We start from the raw sequence: 16837 nt of genomic DNA, 5'->3' as shown, positions 1-16837 counted from the left end.
GGGGATATCCTCGGTATTGTACTAACGTACTAATTATCTTATGTTTTTCTCTTTTCTCTTTTCTCTTTTCTCTTTTCTTTTTTCTTTTTTTTATTTCTTTATTCCTGTATTTCTTACGCTATTCCTCCCCTTTTCATCTCTTTGGCTTATGGGAAGCCATTAATACACCTTTATCGATGGTCGTGGTGAATGAAAATTCTGGATATAAAGTAGTAAGTAACAACTCACAGGCTCTTTTGTGGAAAAGAGAATTTTAAGAATATCACGTGAGTGTTGTGAACTGGGTGTTTTGCCATCACGGTGATGAATGACATCATTTGAGCCAAACTAGTAAGTAACAACTCACTTGTTGAGATGGGACGGCGGCTGCTGACGATGGAGGTGGGGTGACGGGAGTTAGGAGGGGTAATGGAGGATAACTGGTTGTATTGGTGTGATGAATGGATGTTTTAGATGCAAAGTAGTGAGTAACAACTCACGTGTTTCTTAATTAAGTACAGGTAAGTCAATAAAATTAAATGGATATGGTTTTTTGATAATTATCTATTACTCCAGAGAATGTAATTACTTGAGTCAAAGTGGTAAGTAACAGCTCACGTGTTGAAGAGCGTGCGGAGACAAGTGATGGCTGTGGGGTAAAAAGAGCTAAGAGAGAGTTAGGCTAGGTAATCGATAGGTGACTCTTAGTGGCATTGGCTCTGTGAATGAAAACTTTGGATATAAAGTAGTGAGTAACAACTCACTTACTTCTTAATTAAGCGAAGTAAATCTAATAAAATCAAACGGATATGGTTTATTGATAATTATCTATTACTCCAGAGAATGTAATCACTCGAGCTAAAGTAGTAAGTAACAGCTCACATTTTTTAGTAGCAGAGGAATAGAGGGAGATAATATGGGAGAAAAATAGATAGGAGGATTGTATTTACCCCGGTTTATTTAGGTGGTGAATCCGATAGAAGGGAACAAAGTAGCAAGTAATTAACATGTTTATCATTTCAAAAGAAGAGTAAAAGAAGAACAGAACATTTCTGTGTAAAATTTAAAGGCCTTATAGTTAAGATGGTGATTATGCTAAATTTGATAAGCTATAACTACTCAAATTTGATATACTGCACACAGTAATTAATCAAAAATTATAAGATTTTCATTATTTCTCTGTGATATAGGGACTTCAAATTTGGCCAAAAGAACCTATTCTGTTCGGTATATTGCAGGTGAGCCCGCTAAACGTATTCAGCCCATGCCTGTACATATGTTAGGTGAATCACTTCCAATAGGTTTACCTCTATTCGCTGCGGGTGAAACCCTAGATGTGGTTACATGGAATATTTACAAACAGCAACGGCCAAATTGGAAGCACACTCTTAATGAGTTAGTAAAAGATAGAAAACTTATTTTGTTGCAAGAGGCTCAAATGTCACCTGAGCTAATATCTTTTGCTGCATCACACAAATTAATTGCTGATCAAGTACCTGCATTACCTTTTTCACCTCATCCAGCTGGAGTGATGACACTTGCGGCTTCACATCCGATATATTGCTGTCCTTTAAGAGAAAAAGAACCACTTTTACGACTGGCTAAATCTGCGCTGATTACAGTATACCCGTTACCAGATGGGAAGCACTTGATGGTCGTGAATGTTCATGCAATTAACTTCAGTTTTGGTGTGGATGTATATACGCGGCAACTAAATAAATTGGGTGTTCATATTGCTAAACATGTGGGGCCAGTGATCCTTGCGGGTGATTTTAATGCATGGAGTAGGCAACGGGTAAATGCACTAAAACGGTTTATTCGTAGTGTGGGTCTAAAAGAAATAGCATTTAGTGATGATTACCGTACTAAGGCTTTTGGCCGTCCTTTGGATTACGTGTTTTATCGTGGATTGAAAGTTAAAAATAGCACTGTACTACCGACAGATGCATCTGATCATAACCCTATTATGACCAAATTTACGCTTTCTAAGTAATTAAGATTATCTCCCTTATTTTCCCTCGCATTTAATTGTAGATTTGATGAGCTATTTTTATTGGGGACATCAGATTGAAATCATCGTTTTTATACATCCTTTTCTTTTTTGCACAAATAGCTAATGGATCTAGCTTATTGTTGGCAAAACATGCGGAACAGTTACCTCGTTTAGTTATTTATGACCCGTCTTATCGACAAATTTCTTATCCAAATGGTGATGTGCCCGAACACTACGGTGTCTGCTCTGATGTAGTTATACGAAGCTACCGAAAAATGGGGGTTGATTTACAAAAATTAGTACATGAAGACATGAAAGCAAACTTTCGCCAATATCCCAGCCAACGTATATGGGGATTACGTAAGCCAGATACAAATATTGATCATCGTCGCGTTCCTAATTTAGAGGCTTTTTTTTCGCGAAAAGGGAAAAATAAGTCTATCTCAAAGAATGCCAGTGATTATATTCCTGGTGATATTGTCTCTTGGCGTTTGGGTAATGGTCGGCCACATATCGGTGTTGTAACTTCGATAAAGTCATCAAGTACACAAAATTATTTAGTTATGCACAATATTGGATATGGCCAAGTAGCTGAGGATATTTTATTTCGTTGGGATATTGTTGGGCATTATTCTTATTAAGTGGGATAATTTTTATATAATATAATTACTATGGTTATAATATTTTAAATTAACTTCTTTGTGGGTTTTTATATATTTAAGTAATTAGTTTAATTTGTTGTTTTTTTGATTATATGCTAATTATTGTATTAGCATTAATTTCGCATGAACTATATTTATAAATGAATGGTTAAACGTATAAAGTATAAAACATAAATAAATGGTGGTTAATGTTATGAAAAATATAGTTATTGTTGGTGGTGGGACGGGCGGGACGATGCTAGCAAATACACTTGCTAGAAAATTGAGTAAAGAAATTTTTTCAAAGAAAATAAAAATAACATTAATTACTGATAATCCAATCCATTATTATAAACCTGCATTTATGTATGTTGCTTTTAATTTATTTTTTAAGGATGAACTGAGTCGCCCTGAAAGAGAGCTGTTAAGGCCTGAAATAGAGTTAGCCATTGATAAAATAGAATACTTTGATTTTAAAAATAAAGAGCTAAACTCAACACATGGAAAAAAATATAATTATGATTTTCTTGTGATAGCGACAGGTTGCGTACCTAAACCTGAGCGTATTGAAGGTTTAAAAGATATCGGTAACCACTTTTATGCTTATGAAGCATCAAGGAAGCTAGCTGACCAACTTGCTAAGATTGAAAAAGGTCGAATTTTTATTACAGTATCATTCCCTGAAACACCGAATGTGCCCCATCAGTGTGGTATTGCGCCGATGGAAACAACTTTAATGATTGATGAGTTTTTACGTAAACGTCGAGTTAGGGATAATATTGAAATCGTTTATACTTATCCAACAGTTTCACAATTATTGCGTAACTGTTTATTTATGCAACAACCTGTTTGTGAAGTTATTCCCGAGGTATTTACTGCTAAAAATATTAAAGCGCAGAGAGGGTTTACTTTAGATAAAGTTGATCCAGATAAAAAAATAGCTTATTCGAAAGAAGGTGATGAGCAAAATTTCGACTTACTGATTAGCACTCCACCGATTACCGCGGTTGAGGCAGTTATTAATACCGGATTAAGTGAGCATAATAATGGTGAAGGTTGGTTACCTACCGACCATGAAACTATGCAAGTCTATGGTGTTGATGGCGTTTATGTTATAGGTGATACCGTTGATTTACCAATCAGTAAAGCGGGAGGAAGCTGTCATAATCAGGCTGCCATTATAGCTGATAATATATGCGGAGAATTAATTTATGGTTATCCCGCAGCTATCTATGATGGGCGAGTTCAAGCTGTTGCTCAAATGGGATTAACTGCAGGGATGCCTTTACAATACGATTATAAACACGATGTTATTCCTACGCCTCCGACTAAATTAGGGGGATTACTAAGAAATGGCTTTAATAGAGGTATTTATTGGGCTGCTATTCGTGGCTTAGTTTAAGGAGGAAATCAAAATGTCTAATAATGAAAATCAAAGTAAACTAATTGAACTTCTTAATTCTGAGTCGGGTGATCATTTCGCAGACAAATTAGCACCGCTATTACAACTGAACCGTTTAGATAATATTGTTGATTTACTTTCTCTAATTTCTGACCTTATTGATATTACTGATAATAGCACAGTAGAAAAACTGGCGAACTCATTTGAGGATACTCTAGCGCCAGTCTGGGAATTCGGAACTGCATATAATATGGCTAAAATGGAGGAAATATATAATAGTAAAAATCCAAATTTTCGTTCGGTGTATGCTTTATTAAAAGATCCAAATACATTACGTGGAATTAGTACCGTTTTACGAACCTTGCAAATAATGGGTTCTCGATTGTCTTCCCCCCAAGAGGGGTAATATTTCGGAGGTGGTATGATATTAGATAGACTGTATTCTTTTGATACGCGTGTGATACATAATTACTATGATGCAGCCGAAAATTTAGGATCACTGGCTTCACCAATTTATCAAACGTCAACTTACGTATTTGATAGTGTTGAAGAAGGTGCCGCTTGTTTTAGCGGTGAATCGAACGGTTATATTTATACTCGAATAAATAATCCAACATTAAGTTTGTTGGAAAAGCGGCTTGCTGATTTAGAAGAGGGGGACGCCGCAATTGCATTCTCTTCAGGGATGGGAGCAATAACATCGACTCTTTGGACATTACTGAACCCAGGTGATGAGCTGTTAGTTGACATGACGGTTTATGGCTGTACATATGCATTCTTTCACCATGGGTTAGCTCGATTTGGTATCAAAGTTCGTCACATTGATATGAGTGATCCAAATAATGTCGCACAGGCGCTCACTGAAAAAACAAGGATGATATTTTTCGAATCGCCTGCAAACCCAAACATGCGTTTAGTTGATATTAGCGCTGTGAGCCATATCGTTCGTCAATATAATCTTGCAAATAACCAAGAGATATTGGTGACCGTTGATAATACCTATTGCACTCCTTACATTCAAAAACCTCTTGAACTTGGGGCGGACATCGTCGTTCATTCATTGACTAAATATATGAATGGACATGGTGATGTGATGGCTGGGGCGGTTATTACATCTGAGGCGTTAGCTAAGCAAATCAGGTTGGTTGGACTGAAAGATATGACTGGAGCATGCCTATCCCCTCATGATGCAAACCTCATATTACGTGGAATGAAAACACTACCAATCAGAATGGAGAGGCTGGTTGAGAGTGCACAGAAAGTTGCAGAATATTTAGCCTCGCTATCTGAAGTTTCTCAAGTGATGTATCCGGGTTTACCGAGTTTTCCTCAATACTCATTAGCTCAAAGGCAGATGAAGCTACCCGGGGGCATGATTGCTTTTGAACTTAAAGGGGGACTTGAGGCGGGCAAGCAGTTTTTAAACCGCCTACAGTTATTTTCTTGTGCGGTTAGTCTTGGTGATTGTGAGTCATTGGCTCAACACCCAGCGAGTATGACCCATTCGACTTACACTGCTGAGGAACGAAAACAGTATGGGATTAGTGATGGGCTTATTCGTTTATCAGTCGGATTAGAAAGTGTTGATGATTTGATTGCGGATATTAAGCAAGCGCTCAGTTGATAACAAAAGGCCCTATATAATATAAAATATAGGGCCTTTATTTATTTTGTGGATGCGTTAATTAGTTAAGATTTTTGAAATTTACGCATAATGAAGAAGGTCACACTCAATATCGCGACCCAAGCAAACCCAACTAAAAGTGCAACTTGTGTGTCTTTAAAGAAGCCAAGTAGTGCGATGACAAAGACCATAAATGCAATAGTAACCGCAGGGCCAATTGGCCAAAATGGGACTGGGAATTTCAGGTTTTTAACTTCTTCAGGACTCATTTGGCGACGCATGGCGACTTGAGAAAGCAGGATCATTAACCACACCCAAACCGTTGCAAAGGTTGCGATTGACGCAATAATCACAAAGATTTTTTCTGGAAGTAGGTAGTTCAAATACACACCGAGTAACATAATAACGGACATTACTAATACAGTGACCCATGGCACACCGCTTTTCGTTAACTTAGTAAAGACTTTTGGAGCTTGTCCATCTTGCGCCATTCCGTACATCATGCGTCCTGCACCAAAAATATCACTATTAATCGCTGAGATTGCCGCAGTGATGACCACGATATTTAAGATATTTGCCGCTGATTGAATGCCTAAACTATCAAAAATTTGGACGAATGGACTGCCATTTTGACCGACTTGATTCCACGGATAGATACACATCAAAATGAATAATGTTAACCCATAGAATAATAAAATACGGATTGGAACGGCATTAATTGCTTTTGGAATGGTTTTTTCTGGGTTTTGCGCTTCACTGGCAGTAATACCAATCACTTCAATACCGCCAAATGCGAACATGACTATGGCTAAAGAGGCAATAACGCCTTCAATACCATTTGGCATAAAGCCACCGTGCTCCCATAGATTTTGGATACCCACCGCATGGTCAGTTTCTTGGCCGAAACCGTAGAACATTAAGAAAGTACCACCAACAATCATTGCGATGATGGCCGAGACTTTCACGATAGACAGCCAAAATTCCATTTCACCGAAAATTTTGACGTGACATAAATTGAGTGCGCTAATAAATAGCACGATACTTAATACCCACACCCATTGGTCGACATGTGGGAACCAGAACCCCATGTACATCCCGAAAGCGGTAATATCGGCCAAGCAAACGACCAGCATTTCAAATACGTAGTTCCAGCCAGTTAAAAAACCAGCGAGGGGGCCCATGTAATGGCTAGCGTAGTGAGAAAACGAACCGGGTACAGGATGATGCACTGCCATCTCGCCTAAGGCTCGCATAACCATAAATACAGCAGCACCACCGACCATATAAGCGAGGAGAACTGCAGGCCCTGCCGCTTGAATTGCGGAAGCAGAACCATAAAATAAGCCGGTACCAATCGCTGAGCCTAAAGCCATAAAGCGAATGTGCCGAACACTCAGTCCCTTTCTGAGTTGATTTTGTTCACTACTTTGCATGTCTTTTCCTGTCTTTTTCTTCGTTCGATATATTGTTCCGAATAGGCTTTCGGTATTGTTTATTAAGTCGGACGTACTTTATTGAACCCTAAGGTGGCTACATTATCACAAACTTCCTTGTTCGTGAGATAGATATCTGCAATATAATGCGTGCTCAGCTAACTATTTTAGGAGTGATATGAAATACCCAATTAATGAAATCTTCCAAACCATTCAGGGAGAGGGGGTTTTTACTGGTGTTCCTGCGGTGTTTATTCGTTTGCAGGGCTGCCCAGTTGGATGTAGTTGGTGTGATACCAAACAAACATGGGAAATAGAACAAGACAAAGAATCTACCCTAGGGGATATCGCACTTAAAACGATTGATTCAGATGCATGGGCGATGTCAGATAGTGAGGCATTGATTCAGTTAATGAAAGAAAAACACTTCAGCGCACAGCATATTGTTATTACAGGCGGAGAGCCTTGTATTTATGATTTACAGCCACTGACTGAGGCATTAGAACAGCATGGATATCAATGCCAAATTGAAACTAGTGGCACATATCCTATTCAATGCACAAATAAAACATGGGTTACGGTATCGCCAAAAGTGGGTATGAAAGGCGGGTTACAGGTGATTAGCCAAGCAGTAAACCGCGCTAATGAAATTAAACATCCTGTTGCTCGCGAAAAAGATATTGAGGCACTTGAGAAAATTTTAGCATTACGTACTGTCGAAACGCCGCCAGTAGTGGCATTACAGCCAATTAGCCAAAAGGCGGCGGCAACAAAATTGTGTATTGAAACTTGCATTCAACGCAACTGGCGTTTATCGATTCAAACACATAAGTATTTGGATATTCAATAATAAAAAATAGCGATAAATTTTAGTAACCCCCAATAGTTGAAAAACACTCATTGGGGGCCTTTAAATTACCTAAATGGTTGGTTTAGTGGTACTTCAGGATCTGGCTCGTGAGTAATACGGTTGCGTAAGTCACGACGAATAATTTCAATAGACCAAAACCAAATTAAATGGCCAAATATTTCTGACACATTCTCATACCATGGCAGGTCGAAAAGTGGAGGGGTGAGCCCCATAAGAGGGAATGAAATCATATGGACAAATAATTGCGCCAGTGCACCCGCTAACAACCCTTGCCATAACTTAATTTTAGGAAATACTTCAGCAACGATGCAATACCCGACAGCAAACACGATAGAAAATATGATGTGAGTAACGCCCACAGAGTTAAAAACGTGCCCAGCAAAGGTGTACACTGCAGAGTTAGGATCAGCAATTCCTAACCAATCCCTTAAGAAAATATAAGGTGGATTGAGGAAGTTACGTGAGCAGTCAATTTGTTCCGCTGCACGGATCAGTGTTTCTGGCGAACAAGCTGCGTTGAACATATCCGTTGGGCTTCTTGGCGGTAATGGGACTTCAGCCCCCCATTTGACAAACGAAGAGACGATACCTGCGATTAGACCAATAAATGCTGCCAGTCCATAACGCCTTCTGGATTTTGGTGTTTGTTGAAATAAATGCATTTCCCCTGCCTTATTAAAAGTAAATAATGGTAAATAATAGATCAGGTTATAATTTAATGCACTATGTCAAATTAAAGTTTTTATATCCTTAATGTTAAAAGGGGAAATGTCAGTCACTGATTTATTTCTTGCTTTAGCCTCACCCTTGATAACGTATGTTTTTTTAGAATTTCGATTATTAAAGGTAATTAGGCAGCTTTCTATGCAGAGTTAGGCGTTGATATTGGTTTGGTCATTAGTCGAAGGTAAAGGATATAGGGATTTACCCCTCATTTATATTCAAAACCTATTAGGCTTGCCGCTAAGTCAGCGGCCTGAGGAGCGTGTATCCCTATATTATATGACTTTTTTAGCGCTTGTACTTTTAAGCTTCTCCGCGATAGACGCAACCTGCATTGCAGGTTTCTTTTACGGTAACCGCACTTAATAAGGGTAGTAAAGGTTTAGTTTGTTGCCAAATCCACTGGGCTAATACCTCACTGGTTGGGTTTTCTAACCCTTCGATATCATTTAAATAATGATGGTCTAAGCGTTCCCAGATAGGCTTAAAAGCGGCTTTTACATCAGAAAAATCAATAATCCAACCACTATGGGAGTCAACTTCACCTGTGATTTCTAAACGCACCATGAAAGAATGCCCATGGAGGCGACCACACTTATGACCCTCTGGGACGTGAGGAAGTTTGTGGGCGGCTTCGAAAGTGAAATCTTTATAGATTGTTGTACTCATATGTGGCTCCTTGTTGTGAATAAACAGCGCATTGTACTGCATTTTTAGGTGAAAATATCTTTAATTACTAAAATAGCGTTAACCGCTTTTATCAATATGATCCATCAGTTAATTGCTTTAGGCTTTTTAGTTATTAATTATGGCTATCGTTTCTTATCCCATTATCTATGGTTGTTATAACCTAACTGCATACCCTATATGTTTCAGGTACTGCGGTATTTTTTGCTTTATTACCTTAATTATTTGGGGGAATGAGCAGGTGTTAGGTTGTCGGTCTTTTTTGGGTAATGACATGGCATCGTTTTTTTAAATCAAAGATGAATAACGCTGGGGTTACAAGATAATGACAAAAAAACAGCCGCCATTAGCGGCGCTGCCAATATCTGTTGAGCAATTAGCACGTTTACAGACGGCCGTTGATGATTTTTCATCCCATCAACTCGCATGGCTTTCTGGTTATTTGTGGGGAGTGGTAAATCAAAATACGCAAGTTGATGCATCTGTCAGTGCGCCTGTGGTTACCCAAGATACGGTCACAATCATCTCTGCATCACAGACAGGAAATGCACGCCGCCTATCAGAGCAGCTTAGAGAGCGTTTAGTCGGTGAAAAAATTAGTGTGAACTTAGTGAATGCAGGGGATTATAAATTCAAACAAATCAACCAAGAGAAAGTGTTGGTTGTTGTAGCGTCAACCCAAGGTGAAGGGGAGCCAGCCGAAGAAGCGGTTGCATTGTACAAATACCTTCATTCTAAAAAAGCGCCTAATTTATCACAAACCAGCTATGCGGTTTTCGCGCTGGGAGATTCCTCTTACGAAAAATTTTGCCAAGCGGGTAAAGATTTTGATTCTCAGCTTGCATTATTAGGGGCGATATCATTAACGGAACGAATTGATGCAGATGTTGAATACCAAGCGGTTGCAGATGAGTGGGTTGAAAACCTCACACAGATTTTAAAAGCTCGCGTTCCTACTCAAAGTGATAGCCAATTATTGGCGACTCAAACAGGAAGTGTGAATGAAATTCATTCATCACCTTATAGTAAAACCGCACCATTAACTGCGTCGCTACTGAGTAATCAAAAGATCACCAGTCGCGACTCGCAAAAAGATGTTCGCCATATTGAAATTGACCTCGGTGACTCTGGTTTACGTTATCAACCGGGTGATGCGCTAGGAGTTTGGTTCGATAATGACCCTGCTTTAGTTGATGAGTTGGTGGCTTTATTGTGGCTACAAGGTGATGAAGAGGTCTTTATTGGCTCACAGCGGCATTCATTACGTGATGCGCTGATTTATCAATTAGAACTGACACAAAATACCCCAGTAATTGTCGAAAAATACGCTCAGCTATCAAAAGATGATGCACTATTGTCATTAATTAGTGATAAGCAAGCTATTTTGCACTACGCGCAAAATACGCCAATTGTCGATATGGTACGCCAAGCAGCATCTCAGCCTACTGCCCAAGAATTTGTTGAACTACTGCGCCCGTTAACCCCTCGTTTGTACTCGATTTCTTCTTCACAATCAGAGGTGGAAAATGAAGTTCACGCAACGGTTGGCGTTGTCCGCTATGAGATTGATGGTAAGGCTCGCACTGGCGGTGCTTCAGGTTTCTTAGCGGATCGCTTAAATGAGGATGATGAACTCCGTATATTCATTGAGCACAATGATAACTTCCGTCTGCCACAAGACCCAAATACGCCAGTGATCATGATTGGCCCAGGAACAGGGATAGCGCCATTTCGTGCTTTCTTACAGCAGCGTGACAATGACGGTGCGACAGGGAAAAACTGGTTATTTTTTGGTAATCCACACTTTGTTGATGACTTTCTCTACCAAGTGGAATGGCAGCGTTATGTCAAAGACGGTTTACTAACCCATATTTCATTAGCGTGGTCTCGCGACCAACAAGAAAAAATCTATGTACAAGATAAACTTCGCGAACAAGGCGAGGAAGTATGGCAATGGTTACAAGAAGGTGCGCACATCTATGTGTGTGGTGATGCAAACCGCATGGCCAAAGATGTCGAACAGGTATTATTAGATATCGTCAGTCAATACGGGAACATGGACAGTGAAGAAGCTGATGAATTTTTAAGTGAGCTGCGCGTAATGCGCCGTTATCAGAGGGATGTTTATTAATGAGCAATGAACAACAACAAAAGCCCTTAATTGTCGAAGGTAAACTCGCAGACAGTGAACGCATGAAGCAAGACAGCGATTACTTGCGTGGAACCATTAAGGACGACTTAAAAAATGGGTTAACGGGCGGTTTTGAGGGGGATAATTTCCTGTTGATACGCTTTCACGGCATGTATCAACAAGATGACCGTGATATTCGTTCTGAGCGTGCGGAACAAAAACTCGAGCCTCGCCATGCAATGATGCTGCGCTGTCGTTTACCGGGCGGCATTATCACCCCCAAGCAATGGCTTGATATTGATAAGTTTGCCACAGAGCACACGCTGTATGGCAGTGTGCGCATTACGAATCGGCAAACATTTCAGTTCCATGGCATCTTAAAAGGGGATGTAAAGCCTGCCCATCAGATGCTAAGTCACGTTGGTTTAGATGCCCTTGCAACGGCGAATGACGTTAACCGTAACGTGTTATGTACCTCTAACCCAGTGCAGTCTGAATTGCACCAACAAGCTTATGAATGGGCAAAGAAAATATCTGAACACTTACTACCACGCACTAGTGCTTACGCGGAAATTTGGTTAGATAAAGAAAAGATAGTGACAACGGATGAAGAGCCTATTTTAGGGCAAACTTATCTGCCAAGAAAGTTTAAAACCACTGTTGTGATCCCACCATTAAATGATGTGGATTTGCATGCAAATGATATGAACTTTGTCGCGATTGCCCAAAATGGGGAATTGATCGGTTTTAACGTGCTGGTGGGTGGCGGCCTTGCAATGACACATGGTGATACAGCGACGTTTCCTCGCTTAGCCAGTGAGTTTGGTTTTATTCCATTAGACAAAACATTAGCCATTGCAGAAGCGATAGTGACTACCCAACGGGATTGGGGAAATCGTACTGAACGTAAAAATGCGAAAACCAAATATACTCTTGAGCGTGTGGGTATCGACACCTTCAAAGCTGAAGTCGAAAGGCGCTCAGGCGTAGTTTTCGAACCTATTCGTCCATATGAATTTACTGAACGCGGTGACAAGATTGGTTGGCTTAAAGGAATTGACAATCGCTGGCACCTAACATTGTTTATTGAAAATGGTCGATTAATTGATTTAGAAAATAAGCCATTAAAAACGGGTGTGGCTGAAATTGCGCGTATTCATCAAGGTGATTTTCGTTTAACCGCAAACCAAAATTTAATTGTTGCGGGTGTACCCGAAAGTGAAAAAGCGGCGATTGAAGCGATTGCCAGAGCTCATGGGTTAATGAGTGATGAAATTACAGCGCAACGTGAAAATTCCATGGCTTGTGTCTCATTTCCAACTTGCCCACTTGCGATGGCAGAAGCGGAACGTTTTTTACCTGAATTTGTTAGTCAGGTAGAAAATATTATGGCCGCTCATCAAGTCGCCAATGAACATATCGTTCTACGGATAACGGGTTGCCCTAATGGCTGTGGACGAGCGATGCTGGCGGAAGTAGGGCTGGTCGGTAAAGCGATTGATAGATATAACTTACATTTAGGTGGAAATCGCATTGGCACCCGTATTCCACGCATGTACCGTGAAAACATCACTAGTACAGAGATTTTAGCTATTTTGGATGAGTTAATCGGTGATTGGGCAAAAAAACGTCTACCTAATGAAGGATTTGGCGATTTTGTTATTCGCACCAATGTTGTGAAGCCCGTATTAAATTCTGCTGTTGATTTTTATGAGGTTAAGGAGGCAGTATGAGCCGACTTGAACTAGCAACGCTTATCGAACTCGATAAGCCTCAACAAATCGCTTATCTCGCTGAGTTTAATTCCCAGTTAGAAGCGATGAATGCATTACAGCGGGTTGAGTGGGCGGTTGAATACTTACCGGCAGAGTTTGTGGTGTCTTCCAGCTTTGGTATCCAAGCGGCACTAACGCTGCATATGGTGACGCAGGTTATGCCTAATATCCCAGTTATTTTAACGGATACTGGTTATTTGTTCCCAGAGACCTATCAATTTATTGAGGCGTTAACAGATAAATTGAATTTAAATTTACAGGTGTATCGCGCAAAGCAGTCACCTGCTTGGCAAGAAGCACTGTATGGCCAACTTTGGACACAAGGGCTTGATGGTATTGAGCGTTATAACCAATTGAATAAAGTTGAGCCGATGGCGCGTGCGTTACATGAATTACAGGCACAAACCTGGTTTTCTGGTTTACGGCGAGAACAATCTGCGAGCCGTGCAAATTTGTCTGTGTTAGGGATCGGAAAAGGGATTTTTAAAGTTTTACCAGTGATTGATTGGAATAATAAGCAAGTTTATGAATATCTAACAAAATATGATTTACCTTATCACCCCCTGTGGGAACAAGGGTATTTATCAGTTGGTGATACCCATACAACTCGTAAATGGGAAGAGGGGATGAATGAAGAAGATACGCGTTTTTTTGGATTAAAGAGGGAGTGTGGGCTGCATGAAAACTAAATATTCGTCATAATTCAATCCGCAGCGTTGTTGGCTACGCTCACTCGCACTAGTCACATACTAGTGTATGCTCCTAGCGACTCATTTACTTGTCGCCTAGCTGCAACTTGAATTATTTAGAATATTGATTAGGTCATAATTCAATCTGCAGCGTTGTTGGCTACGCGCAATTTGAATAATTTAGAAGATTGATTTGTCATGTTCAAAGCCATGACTTGAGTTTAGAACATAAATAATTACGAATTTAATAAAATATTTGTTTAATTACAAAGGAATGCCCTTTGTTAAAAATAAGTATTTCTTATTTTTATATTATTTTTTGTTTTTCTCATAATTATTAGAAGTTTGCGTTAAGTCTTGTATTTTTGTTCGGTATTGGCTGGTTTTTAGTGTTTTTGTGCAAGAGCTCAGGCTTATGCTTTTAAGTTACAAGAAAGAGCTTTTTGTCATTTCAAACCTGTTGATTGAAGCCATATAGTCAATTGTCTATTTCTTATAATAAGTTTATATAACGATGGGTGAGCAAGATGGATTATTTACCATTATTTGTCGATGTCCGTACGCGCAAAGTCGTGTTAATTGGCGGCGGTGTGGTCGCAGCACGAAAAGCAGAGTTGCTAATAAAAGCACAAGCAAATTTAGTGGTCATCTCACCGACGTTATGTACTCAGTTACAAACTGAATATCAACAAAATAAATTTATTTGGTTAGCAGAAGATTATCAATCCATTCATTTAGATGATGCATTTCTGGTTATTGCTGCAACGGATGATGCATTACTGAATGAAACGGTTTTCTACGATGCTAATGAACGAAAAATATTCGTTAACGTAGTCGATGACCAGCCATTATGTTCATTTATTGTTCCTTCCATTATTGACCGCTCCCCGGTGATTGTGGCGATCTCTTCAGGGGGAACCGCACCCGTATTAGCACGTTTACTCAGAGAAAAATTGGAAACGATGTTGCCAACCTCTTTGGGGAAAATGGCGGATATAGCTGGTCGCTGGCGTCATAAAGTTAAAGAAACGCTAACTAATATGCGTGAAAGAAAACGTTTCTGGGAAAAAAGTTTTAGTGGTCGTTTTGCCTCTTTAGTTGAAAAAGGGCAATTCAGCGAAGCTGAACAACAGCTGGAACGACAGCTGTATGAGCCAGATAACCACGGTGAATTAACCCTAGTTGGTGCTGGGCCGGGGGATGCGGGGCTGCTTACATTAAAAGGACTGCGCGTTTTACAAAGTGCAGAAGTGGTTTTATATGACCATCTGGTGAGTGAGGAAATTCTCGAGTTAGTTCGCCGTGATGCAGACAAGATTTGTGTAGGTAAACGCGCAGGGGCCCACAGTGTTTCCCAAGAAGAAACCAATGCGCTGATCGTGAAATTTGCTCAACAAGGTAAAAAAGTCGTGCGCCTTAAAGGGGGGGACCCTTTCATTTTTGGGCGAGGGGGAGAAGAGCTACAAGTTGCAGCGCAAGCGGGGATCCCATTTCAAGTGGTTCCGGGTGTGACCGCGGCAATTGGTGCAGCCGCTTACGCAGGGGTTCCGCTGACTCACCGTGAACACTCACAAAGCATTACCTTTATTACGGGCCATTGCCGTGAAAATGGGACGGATCTCGATTGGCAGGCGCTTTCCCGAGGAAATCAAACCTTAGCTATCTATATGGGCACAGTGAAAGCCGCAAAAATCAGCGAGCAATTAATCCAATTCGGCCGAGCGAAAAATACCCCGGTAGCGGTTATCGGCTGTGGTACAAGGCGTGAACAAAAAGTAGTAACCGGAAAACTCGATGAGCTTGAAGTATTAGCGCAGCAGGCACCAGCGCCTGCTTTGATAGTGGTTGGTGAAGTGGCTGCATTGCACCAACAACTCGCGTGGTTTGGTTCTCAAACTGAAGACATAAGATGGCGCAGTGCCGTATTGGAACTGGCTTAAGTAAGGGGCTATCGTGAACGACAAAAAATTGACTCATTTACAGCAGTTAGAGGCAGAAAGTATTCATATCATTCGTGAAGTTGCCGCCGAATTTGCTAACCCAGTGATGCTGTATTCTATTGGTAAAGATTCTTCTGTGATGCTGCATTTAGCACGCAAGGCATTTTATCCAGGAAAGCTCCCATTTCCTCTCTTACATGTTGATACAGGATGGAAATTTCGTGAAATGTACGAGTTTCGCGATGCAACTGCAGAAAAATACGGTTTTGAGCTCCTTGTTCATCGTAACCCTGAAGGGGAAAAATTAGGGATCAACCCGTTTGTGCATGGCAGTGCTAAGCACACGGATATTATGAAAACGGAAGGCTTAAAGCAGGCTTTGGATAAGTACGGTTTTGATGCCGCATTTGGTGGCGCTCGTCGTGATGAAGAAAAATCACGTGCAAAAGAGCGGATCTACTCTTTTCGTGACCGATCTCATCGTTGGGATCCTAAAAACCAACGGCCTGAGCTATGGCATAACTACAATGGGCAGGTCAATAAAGGGGAAAGTATCCGTGTTTTCCCGCTATCAAATTGGACTGAACTTGATATCTGGCAATATATCTATTTGGAAAATATCGACATTGTTCCCCTGTACTTTGCAAAAGAACGACCAGTTATTCAGCGGGATGGGACTTTACTAATGGTGGATGATAACCGTATTGACCTACAACCTGGAGAAGTGGTTAGCCAGCAAAAAGTGCGTTTTAGAACATTAGGTTGTTGGCCATTGACGGGAGCTGTGCCATCTGAATCACAAACACTGCCTGAGATCATAGAAGAAATGTTGATTTCTACGACGAGTGAACGGCAGGGGAGGCTGATTGATAGCGACCAATCCGCTTCGATGGAGTTGAAAAAGCGCCAAGGTTATTTTTAGTGGGCAAGGTTAATACGCAAAGTCAGG

14 protein-coding genes are annotated in these 16837 nt (G+C 40.5%); 11 read left to right on the top strand and 3 right to left on the bottom strand.

The window, feature by feature from the left end; translation table 11 throughout:
- The first annotated feature begins 1180 nt into the window (after positions 1-1180).
- The 5 genes from PSF67_RS16405 to megL all read left to right on the top strand — a co-directional run bounded on the left by PSF67_RS16405 (position 1181) and on the right by megL (position 5639).
- Positions 1181-1972: an endonuclease/exonuclease/phosphatase family protein gene (locus tag PSF67_RS16405; RefSeq protein ID WP_166265850.1), complete on the top strand. Its 792-nt coding sequence runs from the start codon at positions 1181-1183 to the stop codon at positions 1970-1972.
- Positions 1973-2067: 95 nt separating this feature from the next.
- A complete protein-coding gene (locus PSF67_RS16400) occupies positions 2068-2613 on the top strand; it encodes a DUF1287 domain-containing protein (RefSeq protein ID WP_375373126.1) in 546 nt (181 codons plus the stop codon).
- 214 nt (positions 2614-2827) lie between these two features.
- On the top strand, positions 2828-4015 hold the full coding sequence (locus tag PSF67_RS16395; RefSeq protein WP_102140122.1) for an NAD(P)/FAD-dependent oxidoreductase: 1188 nt from the start codon (positions 2828-2830) through the stop codon (positions 4013-4015).
- Positions 4016-4028: 13 nt separating this feature from the next.
- Positions 4029-4421, top strand: a complete 393-nt coding sequence (locus PSF67_RS16390; RefSeq protein WP_094960905.1) for a hypothetical protein — start codon at positions 4029-4031, stop codon at positions 4419-4421.
- A gap of 15 nt (positions 4422-4436) precedes the next feature.
- Entirely contained in the window at positions 4437-5639 is a 1203-nt protein-coding gene (gene megL, locus PSF67_RS16385) for a methionine gamma-lyase (RefSeq protein ID WP_272677274.1), read from the top strand.
- Positions 5640-5704: 65 nt separating this feature from the next.
- Here megL and PSF67_RS16380 read toward each other — a convergent pair whose 3' ends face one another.
- Entirely contained in the window at positions 5705-7072 is a 1368-nt protein-coding gene (locus PSF67_RS16380; protein ID WP_102140118.1) for an amino acid permease, read from the bottom strand.
- 178 nt (positions 7073-7250) lie between these two features.
- Here PSF67_RS16380 and queE point away from each other — a divergent pair, with 178 nt between their 5' ends.
- The gene (gene queE / locus PSF67_RS16375; protein ID WP_166265844.1) at positions 7251-7922 is read left to right on the top strand and encodes a 7-carboxy-7-deazaguanine synthase QueE; all 672 of its coding nucleotides are present in this window, start codon (positions 7251-7253) and stop codon (positions 7920-7922) included.
- Between the two features lie 65 nt (positions 7923-7987).
- On the opposite strand, the gene PSF67_RS16370 is transcribed toward queE, so the two are convergent.
- Together PSF67_RS16370 and queD are read right to left on the bottom strand one after the other, a co-directional pair.
- A complete protein-coding gene (locus PSF67_RS16370; protein WP_004260761.1) occupies positions 7988-8605 on the bottom strand; it encodes a YagU family protein in 618 nt (205 codons plus the stop codon).
- Between the two features lie 364 nt (positions 8606-8969).
- Entirely contained in the window at positions 8970-9335 is a 366-nt protein-coding gene (gene queD, locus PSF67_RS16365) for a 6-carboxytetrahydropterin synthase QueD (protein ID WP_004913900.1), read from the bottom strand.
- 343 nt (positions 9336-9678) lie between these two features.
- On the opposite strand from queD, the gene cysJ reads away from it, so the two are divergent.
- The 5 genes from cysJ to cysD all read left to right on the top strand — a co-directional run bounded on the left by cysJ (position 9679) and on the right by cysD (position 16810).
- Positions 9679-11484, top strand: coding sequence for an NADPH-dependent assimilatory sulfite reductase flavoprotein subunit (cysJ, locus tag PSF67_RS16360; RefSeq protein ID WP_102140116.1), 1806 nt, complete (start codon positions 9679-9681; stop codon positions 11482-11484).
- Positions 11484-13217: an assimilatory sulfite reductase (NADPH) hemoprotein subunit gene (gene cysI, locus PSF67_RS16355; RefSeq protein WP_166265835.1), complete on the top strand. Its 1734-nt coding sequence runs from the start codon at positions 11484-11486 to the stop codon at positions 13215-13217. Before cysJ ends, cysI begins: the two co-directional genes overlap by 1 nt.
- A complete protein-coding gene (gene cysH / locus PSF67_RS16350; RefSeq protein ID WP_102140114.1) occupies positions 13214-13948 on the top strand; it encodes a phosphoadenosine phosphosulfate reductase in 735 nt (244 codons plus the stop codon). The genes cysI and cysH overlap by 4 nt, the downstream gene beginning before the upstream one ends.
- A gap of 527 nt (positions 13949-14475) precedes the next feature.
- The gene (cysG, locus tag PSF67_RS16345) at positions 14476-15888 is read left to right on the top strand and encodes a siroheme synthase CysG (RefSeq protein WP_239978975.1); all 1413 of its coding nucleotides are present in this window, start codon (positions 14476-14478) and stop codon (positions 15886-15888) included.
- A 13-nt stretch (positions 15889-15901) separates the two neighbouring features.
- Positions 15902-16810: a sulfate adenylyltransferase subunit CysD gene (gene cysD, locus PSF67_RS16340; protein ID WP_102140112.1), complete on the top strand. Its 909-nt coding sequence runs from the start codon at positions 15902-15904 to the stop codon at positions 16808-16810.
- Positions 16811-16837: the final 27 nt, after the last annotated feature.

The organism is Providencia sp. PROV076 (genome assembly GCF_028483405.1).
GTDB lineage: Bacteria > Pseudomonadota > Gammaproteobacteria > Enterobacterales > Enterobacteriaceae > Providencia > Providencia huaxiensis.
Note: the sequence above shows the minus strand (reverse complement) of the source record. Positions and strands in the feature narration are given on the sequence as shown.